Source organism: Telluria sp. ZB4P36 (assembly GCF_059685865.1).
This window is the reverse complement of the sequence record NZ_JCASIE010000019.1, coordinates 1-12706: the sequence shown is the minus strand read 5'-3', so window position 1 is coordinate 12706 and position 12706 is coordinate 1. Positions and strand designations below refer to the sequence as shown.

At 68.2% G+C, this 12706-nt stretch carries 8 protein-coding genes; 7 read left to right on the top strand and 1 reads right to left on the bottom strand.

Annotated features, from left to right (window positions below):
- Nucleotides 1-25: 25 nt before the first annotated feature.
- The 6 genes from rhaS to AC56LK_RS20325 all read left to right on the top strand — a co-directional run bounded on the left by rhaS (nucleotide 26) and on the right by AC56LK_RS20325 (nucleotide 6718).
- Nucleotides 26-1006: a rhamnose ABC transporter substrate-binding protein gene (rhaS, locus tag AC56LK_RS20350; protein WP_497186374.1), complete on the top strand. Its 981-nt coding sequence runs from the start codon at nucleotides 26-28 to the stop codon at nucleotides 1004-1006.
- Between the two features lie 59 nt (nucleotides 1007-1065).
- Nucleotides 1066-2631, top strand: coding sequence for a sugar ABC transporter ATP-binding protein (locus AC56LK_RS20345; protein WP_497186299.1), 1566 nt, complete (start codon nucleotides 1066-1068; stop codon nucleotides 2629-2631).
- 2 nt (nucleotides 2632-2633) lie between these two features.
- Nucleotides 2634-3626 carry an ABC transporter permease gene (locus AC56LK_RS20340; RefSeq protein ID WP_497186298.1) on the top strand — a complete coding sequence of 331 codons (993 nt, stop codon included), beginning with the start codon at nucleotides 2634-2636 and terminating at the stop codon, nucleotides 3624-3626.
- A complete protein-coding gene (locus tag AC56LK_RS20335; protein ID WP_497186297.1) occupies nucleotides 3623-4660 on the top strand; it encodes an ABC transporter permease in 1038 nt (345 codons plus the stop codon). Before AC56LK_RS20340 ends, AC56LK_RS20335 begins: the two co-directional genes overlap by 4 nt.
- Before the next feature lie 16 nt (nucleotides 4661-4676).
- Nucleotides 4677-6074 carry an FGGY-family carbohydrate kinase gene (locus AC56LK_RS20330; RefSeq protein WP_497186296.1) on the top strand — a complete coding sequence of 466 codons (1398 nt, stop codon included), beginning with the start codon at nucleotides 4677-4679 and terminating at the stop codon, nucleotides 6072-6074.
- Between the two features lie 227 nt (nucleotides 6075-6301).
- Nucleotides 6302-6718, top strand: coding sequence for a hypothetical protein (locus tag AC56LK_RS20325; RefSeq protein WP_497186295.1), 417 nt, complete (start codon nucleotides 6302-6304; stop codon nucleotides 6716-6718).
- A gap of 29 nt (nucleotides 6719-6747) precedes the next feature.
- Here AC56LK_RS20325 and AC56LK_RS20320 read toward each other — a convergent pair whose 3' ends face one another.
- On the bottom strand, nucleotides 6748-10575 hold the full coding sequence (locus AC56LK_RS20320; protein ID WP_497186294.1) for a beta-galactosidase: 3828 nt from the start codon (nucleotides 10573-10575) through the stop codon (nucleotides 6748-6750).
- Between the two features lie 322 nt (nucleotides 10576-10897).
- Here AC56LK_RS20320 and AC56LK_RS20315 point away from each other — a divergent pair, with 322 nt between their 5' ends.
- A complete protein-coding gene (locus tag AC56LK_RS20315) occupies nucleotides 10898-12565 on the top strand; it encodes a sodium:solute symporter family transporter (protein ID WP_497186293.1) in 1668 nt (555 codons plus the stop codon).
- Nucleotides 12566-12706 lie beyond the last annotated feature (141 nt).

Here is a 12706-nt window from a genome sequence, read left to right as displayed (position 1 = left end):
CCTGCTCGCGGCGGCTGCCGTCGGCATGCTGGCCGGCCTGGCCGGCTGCACCGAGAAGAAATCGGAACAGACCCCGCCTCAACAGCTGAAGATTGCGATGGTCGTGAAAAGCCTCGGCAACGGCTTCTTCGACGCCGCCCACCAGGGCGCGAAAGAAGCCGCCGGCCAGATCGGCGGCGTCGAGATCATCTACACCGGCCCGACCACGCCCAGCGCCGAAGGCCAGATCGAGATCATCAACTCCCTGATCAGCCAGAAGGTCGACGCCATCGTGGTCTCGGCCAACGACCCGAACGCCCTGGTGCCGATCACCAAGAAGGCGATGCAGCGCGGGATCAAGGTAATCTCCTTCGACAGCGGCCTGGCCAAGGAAGGCCGCCAGATGCAGCTGAACCCGTCGAATCCGGACATGATCGGCGAGAAGCAGATCCAGATGGCCGCCAAGGAACTGGGCGGCAAGGGCGAGCTGGCGATCCTGTCGGCATCGGCCCAGGCGACCAACCAGAACATCTGGATCGGCGTCATGAAGAAGACCCTGGAGAAGCCCGAATACAAGGACCTGAAGCTGGTCGCCACGGTGTACGGCGACGACCAGTCGGACAAGAGCTACCGCGAAGCCATCGGCCTGCTGCGCAGCCACCCGAACCTGAAGGCGATCATCGCCCCGACCACGGTCGGCATCGTCGCCGCCAGCAAGGCGGTCGCGGATGAAGGCCTGGTGGGCAAGGTCTTCGTCACCGGCCTCGGCCTGCCGTCCGAGATGGCCGGCCACGTCAAGAGCGGCGCTGTGCGCGAATTCGCGATCTGGAACCCGATCGACCTCGGCTACGCCGCCACCTATGCCGCCCACGAATTCGTGAAGGGCAAGGCGAAGCTTGAGCCCGGCGCCAGCGTCTCGGTCGGCCGCATGGGCAGCGTGACCCTCGATGCCAACGGCGAAGCCGCCATGGGCCCGCCGTTCACCTACAACGCCGAGAACGTCGACAAGTTCGCCAAGTTGTTCTAATCGGTCCACCGCCGCGCGTGTCCTTCCCGCGCGGCGCCTTTCACCTTTAGCGACACCGTATGCCAGTGACCCAACTGACAAGCACTCCCCTACGCCGCGAAAACGAAGCATCGGATGCGCCGGTCCTGCAACTGACCGGCATCACCAAGCGCTTCAACGGCGTCCATGCCCTGAATGGCGTGCGCCTGAGCATCCGTCCGGGCGAAGTCATGGCCCTGATCGGCGAGAACGGAGCCGGCAAGTCGACCCTGGTCAAGACCCTGACCGGCATCCACCGCCCCGACGCCGGCGCCATCCTGCTCGACGGGAAGGAAGTCGCCTTCGGCAGCCCGCAAGAGGCGATGGCGGCCGGGATCACGGCCGTGCACCAGGAGACCGTCATGTTCGACGACCTGACGGTCGCCGAGAACATCTACGTCGGGCGCCACCCGACCCGCGGCGCCGCCAGGCGGATCGACTGGGCCCATATCGAAACCGAAGCCGAGCGCCTGTTCGCCCGCCTCGAGGTCGCCCTGCCGGTGCGCGCCCGTGTGCGCGACCTGTCGGTGGCCCAACGCCACTTCGTGGAAATCGCGCGCGCCCTGTCGCAGGATGCGCGCGTGGTGATCATGGACGAGCCGACCGCCGCCCTGTCGCAACGCGAGATCCGCGAGCTGTACCGCATCATCGACCAGCTCAAGGCCGCCGGCACCGCCGTCATCTTCATCTCGCACAAGTTCGACGAGATCTTCGAAGTGGCCGACTGCTACACCGTGCTGCGCGACGGACAGTTCGTGGCCGAAGGCCGCCTGGCCGACATCACCGAACCGGAACTGGTGGCCCTGATGGTGGGCCGCGCGGTGCACCAGGCCTACCCCAAGGCGCAGGTCGAGATCGGCGCGCCCCTGCTCGAGGTGCAGAACCTGTGCCACCCGACCGAATTCCAGGACGTCAGCTTCAGCCTGCGCAAGGGCGAGATCCTCGGCTTCTACGGCCTGGTGGGTGCCGGCCGCTCGGAAGTGATGCAGGCCCTGTTCGGGCTCACGGCCAACGTCCAGGGCAGCGTGCGCCTGGAAGGCGCCGCCGCCCGCTTCCGCAACCCGAGCGAGGCGATCGCCCACGGCCTGGCCTACGTGCCGGAAGACCGCCAGCAGCACGGCGCCCACCTGACCTTGCCGATCCAGCACAACATCACCCTGCCGATTTTGTCGAAGTTCGGCTTCTTCACCCGCCGCCGCGCCGAAACCCAACTGGCGCGCCGCTTCGCCGAACAGCTCGAACTCAAGGCCCACCACCTGAACCAGCACGTCGCCGAACTCTCCGGCGGCAACCAGCAGAAGGTCGTGCTCGGCAAATGGCTGGCCACCGAGCCGAAGGTCATCATCCTGGACGAGCCGACCAAGGGCATCGACATCGGCTCCAAGGCCGCGGTACACCGCTTCATCAGCGAACTGGTGTCACGCGGCCTGTCCGTGATCCTGGTGTCGTCCGAACTGCCCGAGGTGCTGGGCCTGGCCGACCGCGTGGTCGTGATGCGCCAGGGCCGCGTGGTGCGCGAGTTCGGGCGCGCGGACGCCACGCCTGAAACCGTGGTCGCGGCGGCATCCGGCGTCGACCTCGACGCCGCAACCGAGGTAGCAGCATGAATATGAACATTTTTAAACAACGCGAGCCCCTGCTCGCCCTCATGGTGGTGGCCCTGGTGCTGCTGGTCGGCATGCGCGCCCCCGTGTTCCTGAGCATGCAGTCGCTCGCCAACCTGCTCACCGACAGCACCCTGCTGGTGATGCTGGCGCTGACGCAGATGCTGGTGATCGTCACGCGCGGCATCGACCTGTCCGTCGCTTCTACTTTGGCGCTGTCGGGCATGGTCGCGGCCATGCTGGCCGCCGCCAATCCCGGCCTGCCGTTGGTGCTCGTGATGCTGGCGGCGACCGTCAGCGGCCTGGCCCTGGGCCTGGTCAACGGCTGGCTGATCGGCTACCTGCAGCTTCCGCCGATCGTGGTCACGCTCGGCACCATGAGCATCTACCGCGGCCTGGTGTTCGTGCTGTCGGGCGGCACCTGGGTCTCGGCGCACCAGATGCCGGCCAACTTCGTCGCCTTCCCTCTCGAGCGCCTGCTCGGCCTGCCGCACCTGGTGTGGATCGCCCTGGCCGCCTTGCTGGCGATGGCCTTCGTGGCGCGCCACACCCGCTTCGGCCGCGACCTCTACGCGATCGGCAATGCGCCGCATTGCGCCGCCTACATCGGCATCCCGACCGCCAGGCGCCTGTGCTGGACCTATGGCCTGTCGGGCATGGTCGCCGGCCTGTGCGGCTACCTGTGGGTGGCGCGCTATGCCGTCGCCTACACCGAGATCGCCTACGGCTTCGAACTCACCGTGATCGCGGCCTGCGTGATCGGCGGCGTCAGCATCGCCGGCGGCGTCGGATCGGTACTGGGCGCCATGCTGGGCGCGCTGTTCCTGTCCGTGATCGGCAATGCCCTGCCTGTGCTGCAGGTGTCGCCGTTCTGGCAGAGCGCCCTGACCGGCGCCGTGATCCTGGTGGCCGTCCTGATGAATGCCCGCGGCAACCGCAACCGCAGCCGCCAGATCCTGCCGCTGCACAAGCTTGACAACCTGAGGAGCGCCGCGTGAACGCGACCACCATTGCCCAGACCGAGGCGGCCAGCGAAGCCGCAGCCAGCACCTCGCGCTACACCATCCTGGACCGCGAAAAGCCGGCCCTGCGCCATCTCGCCAAGCGCTGGGAAAGCCTGCTGGCCCTGCTCCTGCTGGCGGTGTTCGTCGCCGGCGGCGTGACGCTGCCGCACTTCCTCGACCCCTACAACCTGCTGGACGGCACCGCCAACTTCAGCGAGAAGGCCCTGATCGCCCTGCCGATGGCCTTGCTGATCATCTGCCGCGAGATCGACATCTCGGTGGCCGGCACGCTGGCGCTGTCCTCGGTGGCGATGGGCCTGGCCCACCAGGCCGGCGCGCCCGCGGGCAGCCTGCTGTTCGTGGCGCTGGGCACCGGCTTGGTGTGCGGCTGGCTGAACGGCTTCCTGGTCACCCGCTTCATGCTGCCCTCGATCGTGGTCACCATCGGCACCTTCTCGCTCTACCGGGGCCTGGGCAGCGTGGTGCTGGGCGACAAGGCCTTCACCAATTACCCGCAGCTGATGGCCGACTGGGGCCAGGGCGTGTTCTTCGGCATGGTGCCGCGCTCCTTCGTGATCCTGCTCGGCTTCGCCCTGCTGTTCGCGCTGGTGCTGCACTGGACCTCGACGGGCCGCCGCATCTACGCGATCGGCAACAACCCTGACGCGGCGCGCTTCTCCGGCATCGCGGTCGACCGCTACCGCCTGGGCCTGTTCATGCTCACCGGCGCCATGGCCGGCCTGGCAGCCTTCCTGCTGACCGGCCGCATCGACAGCACCCGTCCGAACATCGCCACCGGCTGGGAACTCGAGATCATCACCATGGTGATCCTGGGCGGCGTCAGCATCTCGGGCGGCGCCGGCACCATCGGCGGCGTGATGCTGGCCGTGCTGACCATGGGCGCGGTGACCTACGGCCTGGCCCTGGCCAATGTCCCGGGCATCTACATGACCATCGTGGTCGGCGTGCTGCTGCTGGCCACCATCGCCCTGTCGCGCCTGCTGCGCGGCAAACCGACCCGCCACTGAACCAGGAACAGAATCAATGCAAGCTAGGACGGGCGACGCCCTCATCGTTCTCGACATCGGCAAGACCAACGTCAAGCTGGCCCTGGTGGACGCCGGCGGGCGCATGATCGCCGAAGAGCGCCGCCCGAACGCCATCCTGCGCGACGGTCCCTACCCGCACCATGACACCGACGGCATCTGGCAGTGGATGCTGGCGACCTGCCGCGGCTTCGCCAAACGGGCCCGGGTCTCGGCGATCGTGCCGGTGACCCACGGCGCCACCGCCGCCCTGGTCGACGACGCGGGCCTGGTGCTGCCGGTGCTCGACTACGAAGCGGCGCTGCCCGGCCTCGACTACGCGGCCCTGCGCCCGCCGTATGCGGAAACCTATTCGCCGCTGCTGCCGGCCGGCCTGAACCTGGGGCGCCAGCTGGCCTGGCTGCAGCAGCGCCACCCGGAAGACTTCGCGCGTGCGCGCCATATGCTGATGTACCCGCAATACTGGGCCTGGCGCCTGTGCGGCGTCGCGGCCGGCGAGGCGACCTCGCTCGGCTGCCACACCGACATGTGGGACCCGGTCCGCCAGGACTATTCCGCCCTCGTAAAGCGCATGGGCTGGGAGTCGAAGCTACCCCCAATTGCGCCGCCCTGGGCGGCACTCGGCACCCTGCGCGCCGAGGTCGCGGAAGCGACCGGGCTGTCGCCCCACTGCGAAGTCCTGTGCGGCATCCACGACAGCAATGCCTCGCTGGTGCGCTACCTGGGCCGCGACGGCGCCGCCACGCCGCGCACCGTGCTCTCGACCGGCACCTGGCTGATCGCCGCCGCCTTCGGCACCAGCCTGGACGGCCTGCGCGAAGACGCCGACATGCTGGCCAATACCAATGCGCTGGGCCAGCCGGTGGCCTGCATGCGCTTCATGGGCGGACGCGAATTCGCGGCGCTGGCTGGCGACCAGCCGGCCAGCTGCTCCTACCTGCAGCTCGAACAGATGGTGGCGCGCGGCAGCATGGCCCTCCCCTGCTTTGCCGACAGCGGCGGTCCCTTTGCCGGCCGCGCCGGCAGCATCGAGGGCCGGGCGCCGGTCGATGCCGGCGAACGCTTCGCGCTCGCCACCCTGTATTGCGTCCTGATGACCGACTACTGCCTCGACGCCCTGGGCGCGCGCGGCCCGATCACGGTCGAAGGCAGCTTCACCGCCAATCCCTGGTTCGGCCCCCTGCTGGCCGGCCTGCGCCCGCAGCAGGCGCTGAGCTATTCGGACGACGCCAGCGGCACCACCTGCGGCGGCTGGCTGCTGCGCTACCGCGACGCGACGCCGCCGGGCGCCAGCGTGTTCAAGGCGCCGCGCGCGCTCGCCGGGCTCGAAGCCTACCGCGCCAGGTGGCGCGAGGCCGTGCAGCAGGCCGGCGCGCCGGTGGCTGCCGCCGGCTGAGCGCAGTCGCGGGTCACGATTCAAAAGGCGCCACCCGGCGCCGATATCGAATCATATCGGGCCGGTCTCGCTTTTCAGGGAACGAGATTGTTTCGTGATGCGCCTGCCTTCGTCCTTGCGGATCGTCTCCGGCGGCCTAGACTGAATCATCCCCCAGGTCCCGACACCGCGCCGCCATGGCGCGACGCCCGCTCCGAAGGCCTTTCTCCCTTCGTGAAGGAACGATCATGCGCCCCCTGCTCCTATTGCCCGCATCCCTGCTGCTGTTCGCCACCGGCGCGGATGCCCAGACCATGTCCTATCCGCCGCCCGACACCGCGCCGATCGCCTCGGTGCAGGTGAGCGCGCCTGCCAAGGTCGTGCGGATCCGCCCCACTGAAGCGCGGATCATCTCCGGCGCGTATGCCATGTCGAACGGCTGGAACCTGCGTGTCCTGACTTCCTCACGCTACATCGACGCCATCATCGACGACGAACGGCCGATCCGCCTGGCCGCGGTCGCACCCTACCGTTTCGTTTCCGGCGACGGCAACGTGACCATGGATTTCAACCGTGGCGATGGCGACGACATGCGGATGAGCTATGTGCCCGACCTGCGCCTGGGCCAGCGCGTCGTACTCGAATCGAGGATGGCGCAACGCTGAGAAGCTGATCGAGGCGTGGCGCACGCACGTCACTCCATGATCTCGAGATCGACGCCCCCGCGCACTGCGCGCAGCTTCACCAGCTCCACCTGCTCGAGCGCATTTTCCTTGCGCCCGTCGCTCGTCACCGCCAGCGCTACCGTGTTCTCGCCGTTCGGGTTCAGGATCCCCGGCGGGATCACGAAGGTCCGCTGCGGGCCGATGTGGGCGATGAACTGCCCCATGTTCCAGCCGTTCACGAAGATCAGCGCGCGGTTCTCGCGCTCCGAACGCGGCTTGCTGGTGTCGCCGAAGGCCAGCCCGAGCTGGATGTCATGTCCGCGCGGCAGGTCGAGCCTGAAGCTGGTGCGCAGCCAATAGGTGCCCGGCGCCGGCGGTGCATCGGTCGTGCGCGCCGCCTGCCAGCCCTGCGCGGGCGCCGAAGGCAGGTGCCAGCCCTGGCGCTCGCCATACAGGCCGCCGTTGTTCAGCGGTCCGCGCAGGCGGTCCACCAGCTCTTCGCCACCCTGGCGGCCCTGGATGCGCCAGGCGATCGGCACCGCGAAACGCTGGCCGCCGCGCTTGGTCAGCGAAGCCGATATCAGGCCACGCGCCTCGCGGTGGTAATCGTCCGCCATCAGGTTCCAGTTGTGCGAATTGTTGCGCACCATGACCGAGATCACGTGCTCTCCCGGACGCAGCTCGCCCAGCGACAGTTTGATGCTGTCGGTGGTTTCCGGGAAGGAGCGGCCGGTATCCAGCTCATGCTGGCCGACGTAGCGGCCGTCGATCCAGACCTGGATCAGTCCGGCGCCGCCGGCGCCATAGAACAGTTCAAGCTGGTTGGCCTTCGGGTCGCTTGCCGTGAAGCGGCCGCGGTACCAGACGTCGCCGTGGTGGAAGCCGTAGTCGCTCATCGCCAGGGTCGGCTGGCCGCGTTCCGGCATGGTCCAGGTCTGGGCCGCCGAAGCGCGGCGGTCGGCCTGCACCCAGGCGCTGTCGTCGAAGCGCGGCGCGGCTTCCTGGCTGTCCACGCGGCGGGTCCAGGCCAGGCGCTTGAGGTCGGGCAGGCGCACCGCCTCCGCTCCCTTCACGGTGCCGGCACGGACGCTGCCATCCGGCTGGCGGCTCAATGCCAGTTGCTGGCCATTGAAGCTGGCGGCCTCGAAGGCCGGGCCCCAGATCTCGATGGGGCTGTCCTCGCCCGCGTCGCCGCTCAAGGCCAGCTTGCCGCCGGCCAGGCTGGCCGAGCGCACCAGCGCGGGCGTCAGCTGCAGCGCGCGGCCGGCGCCGGTCTCCTGGGTCCACAAGCGCAGGCTGGTCTGCTCGTCGGCCAGCAGGAGCAGCATCGGCGCCCTGCCGCCGCCCGAGATGCGTACCCGCGCCAGCCCGTCGTGCACGTAATTCAGCACCAGGTCGCCCCTGGCGGCATCCCAGCGCGAGCTGACCTGCCCCGCCAGCACTTCCACGGTCGGTGCGCTGCCGTAGCGCAGCACGGTTTCGCCGGCGATGCCGTCGCGGCCATGCAGCAGCGCGATGTCGCGCTCGCCGTTGCGGAAATGGGTCTGCAGCTCCGAGGTCGAATACACCAGGCGCTGGCGTTCCATGTCGTAGGCGGCCAGCAGCGTGCGCGCATCCTGGCCGCGCAGCGTCGAGCCGATCGTGTAGTCGCCGTCGCGCGTGGCCAGCTTGACGCTGAAGGATTCCTCGCCCTTGCCGTCGGTGGGATTGTGGGCCGCGAGGATCACGTGGCTGCCGAGGCGCCGGTTGACGTTGTGGTAGAGCTTCAGGCTGGCGCCGGCGGGTGCCAGTGGCGGGCCCTTGTCCATCTCGGCCAGCACGCTTTCGGCCGCCTGCACGAACATGCCCTGCTGCTTGAGCGCCAGGGCTTTCGGGCGCAGGCCGCGGTCTTCGGAGATCGGCGCGCCGTAGTCGTAGGAGGTGTACACGACCGGGCCGGCGAGCCAGCCCCAGGACGTGCCGCCGAAGGTCATGTAGATGTTGTGGATCGTGATGCGGTTGATCAGGTTGGTGCCGTAGAACACCCGCTGGTAGCCCTTGCCCTGGCGCTCGGCGGTGCAGGCATAGGTGCCGTTCGAGCCCCAGTAGTCGAACCAGCCGCCGCCCAGTTCCGCCGCGAAGCCGGGGGTGCCGGGCGAGGTCAGCGCGCCGACCTTGCCGGTGCCGGTCGCGTAGATGCCCCAGTCCGGCGCCTTGTTGGCGCCCGCCGGGTTGGCGAACACGTCGCAGCTGCCGCCCGGGTAGCCGTCGAAGGCATAGATGTCGGTCGGCCCCTGGTTGGCCCAGGGCGCGCTCGCGCCTTTCGGTGCCCAGTCGGGCAGGCGGCCGGCCGCGTTATGGAAGAACGGCACGCTGATGCCGTCGGCGCGCGCCTTGCGCGCCAGATGCTCCATCTGGCGCACGTGCTTGGGTTCGACCTTGCCCAGCTCGTTCTCGAGCTGGTAGGCGATCACGTTGCCGCCGCCGTCGGTCACCTGATGGCGCGCGATGATGGCGTTAATCTGGGTCATCCACTCGTCGACCGCCGACAGGTAGACCGGATCGTCGGTACGGGCTTCTGCGCGGCTGCGGAACATCCAGCCGGGATAGCCGCCGCCGGTCAGCTCGGCGTTCACGTAGGGGCCGGTGCGGGCGATGATGTACATGCCCTCTTCTTCCGCGATCTGCAGCGCACGCTCGACGTTGCGGATCCCCGAGAAGTCGTACACGCCCGGGGCCGGCGAATGGTAGCCCCAGTCGAAATAGAAGGCCACGCCGTTGAAGCCGAGCGCCTTCATCTTCTGGATCACGTCGCGCCACAGCGAGGGATTCGGCAGGCGGAACGGGTGGATCTCGCCCGACCAGACGACCACGCGCTTGCCGTCGATCTTCAGCGAATACTGGTCCCAGCTGACCGCCTTCGGACGGCCCTTGGGCGCCGTGACCGCCGCCAGCGCCTTCGATTCTTCTCCCATGATGCCGAACGAGGACGCCATCGCGGCCGTTCCGCTCACACGTCCCTGTTCGCCCCAGCTGCGGCCGCCGTCCTGGCTGTCCACAAACCAGGCGCGCTTGCCGTCTTCGCTGCGGGTAAACAGCCGCAGCGTGGCGCCCAGGCGGACCAGCCCCGCCACCTTGAGGCCCGTGCCCAGGCTGCCCAGCGTCGATTGCTGCTCGATGCGCCACGGTCCGCCAAGGTCGGCCGCGCGCGCCAGCACCAGACGGCCGCTGCGCTCCTCGCGCGCGACCGCGACCAAGCCATCGCCGTCGGCCACAACCACGGTATCCAGGTAGCCCGCATCGAGCCCGCGCAGCGGCACCGGCGCTCCCCAGTCGGCCAGCTTGTCATCCGGCGTGACGACATAGGCGCCCTGCCCGCCCTGGGCTGCCGGCAGGGTCAGGATCAGGTGCAGGCGGCCGTCGGCGCCGCGCAGCCAGGCCGGTGCACGCACCTGGCCGGCGCCGAGCTTGATCTCGCGCTGGAACTCCCAGCGGCGCAGGTCCTGCGACGTGGCCAGGCCGATGGCACCCGGTGCGCCGCTGGCGTAGGCCAGCACGTAGCGGCCGCCGGCATGGCGCGCAAGGGCGGGATCGCCCAGCTTGCCGGATGGCGGCGTCCAGGTCTCGGACGCGAGCGACACGAAGTTCGCGCCATCCTGGGAGGACAGCACGCTGAGCGTATTGGCTGCGCCCGCGGTGAGCGCGGGCATCAGGACCACTTGCCCGGACCGGGATGCCGCCTTGGCGGCGGCGGACCCGGCCTGCAGGCCGGAACCTTGCGGAATGCCCAGCTCCTGGGCCGCGGCCGAACCGGCCAGGGTGGCGGCGGAAAGTGCGATGGCCAGGAGCGAGGGCCTGGCTTGGAAAGTGATCGGCAAGCTGTCTCCTTTGTATTATGCGGTGGCGCGGTCCATCCTCGGGTGTCCGGCGCTCCCCGGACATTGTAGGCGCTGCGCCGGGAATCGATCAGCCTGGCCGCGAAAGAATCAGGGTCTTGATCGGTGGCGCCCACCGTGACCGGCGGGCGCTCAAAGCGATCAAACGGATGAGTATTTCGTCCCAGGTTGCGCACACCAGCCGGGCTATGCAAAGATTGGGCCGCGGAGCCCATGCCTGGTGCGCCGCCCGCCGGGGCGCTGGACCACCGGCAGGACAACAAGGAACGAGCCGTATCGTTCCAAGACGAGACACCGCTACCCAATGAATTCGTTCTCCACCCTCGACACAGCCGTCTTCCTGTTCTACTTCTTCGTCGTCGCCGGCTACGGCATATGGATCTACCGGCGCCGCCACAACCGCTCCGGCAAGGAATCGCACGACTACTTCCTGGCCGAAGGCTCGCTCACCTGGTGGGCCATCGGCGCCTCGCTGATCGCGTCCAACATCTCGGCCGAGCAGTTCATCGGCATGAGCGGCTCCGGATTCCGGATCGGCATGGCGATCGCCGTGTATGAGCTGATGGCGGCCGCCACCCTGATCATCGTGGCGGTGTTCTTCATGCCGATCTACCTGAAGAACCGCATCTACACCATGCCCCAGTTCCTCGAGCAGCGCTACGGCCGCGGAGTGGCCACCGTCATGGCCGTGTTCTGGCTGGCCCTGTACATCGTCGTCAACCTGACCGCGATCCTGTACCTGGGCGCGCTGGCGATCAACAGCATGGTCGGCATCGGCGTGCTGCCCTGCATGCTGTTCCTGGCGGTGTTCGCCACCATCATCACCCTGGGCGGCATGAAGGTGATCGGCTACACCGACGTCATCCAGGTGTTCTGCCTGGTGATCGGCGGCCTGGTCACCACCTGGATCGCGCTCGACCTGGTGGCGCGCCTGGCCGGCGGCGAAGGCGCGATGGTGGGCGTGCGCGAGCTGTTCACGCGTGCCGGCGGCCACTTCGACATGGTGCTCTCGCGTGACAACCCGAACTACATGGACCTGCCCGGCCTGTCCACCCTGATCGGCGGCATGTGGATCGTCAACCTGAGCTACTGGGGCTGCAACCAGTACATCACCCAGCGCGCCCTGGGCGCCAGCCTGCCGGTCGCACGCAAGGGCCTGCTGTTCGCGGCCTTCCTGAAACTCCTGATGCCGGTGATCGTGGTCCTGCCGGGCATCGCCGCCTATGCGCTCGACCAGGGCGGCGTGCTGGGCGACTCGCTGCGTCCGGGCGGCGAACTGAATCCCGACCGCGCCTACCCGACCCTGCTGACCCTGCTGCCGGAAGGCCTGAAGGGCGTCGCCTTTGCCGCCCTGACCGCGGCCGTGGTGGCTTCGCTGGCCGGCAAGGCGAACAGCATCGCCACCATCTTCACGCTCGACATCTACCGTCCCAAGTTCCGTCCCGAGGCCAGCGAGCGCCACATGGTCTGGATCGGCCGCGTCACGGTGGTCGTCGCGATGGCGATCGCGGTGGCGATCGCGCCGCTGATGGGCATCGACAAGAAAGGCGGCTTCCAGTACATCCAGGAATACACCGGTTTCGTCTCGCCGGGTATCTTCGCCATGTTCCTGCTCGGCTTCTTCTGGCGCCGCACCAACGGTGCCGCCGCGATGTTCGCGGCAATCGCCAGCGTGGCCCTGTCGGTCGTACTCAAGTTCCTGCCGGACTTCGTCGACCTGTCCTTCCTGGCGCCGATCGGTTTCGCCGCCAATAACGGCAGCGGCGTGTACGAGATTCCTTTCCTCGACCGCACCCTGATCGTGTTCCTGCTGATTGTCCTGGGCATGGCCGTCATCAGCCTGCTGGGCCGCCAGCCGGCATCGACGATCGTCAAGGTCGACCGCAGCCTGTTCCGGGTCGAACCGGGCTTCGCCTTCGGCTCGGCCGTTGTCTGCCTGATCCTGGTGATCGTCTACGCCGCCTGGTGGTGACGGTGATGTGAAAGGTGGCCGGCGTTGAACTGACCCCAGAAAGTTGGACATCAACTTTCTGGGGTTTTTCACATGGGGAAGTACACACCTGCCTTCAAGCTAATTGTCGTGCAACGATATCTTGAAGGCTCGATGGGTTAC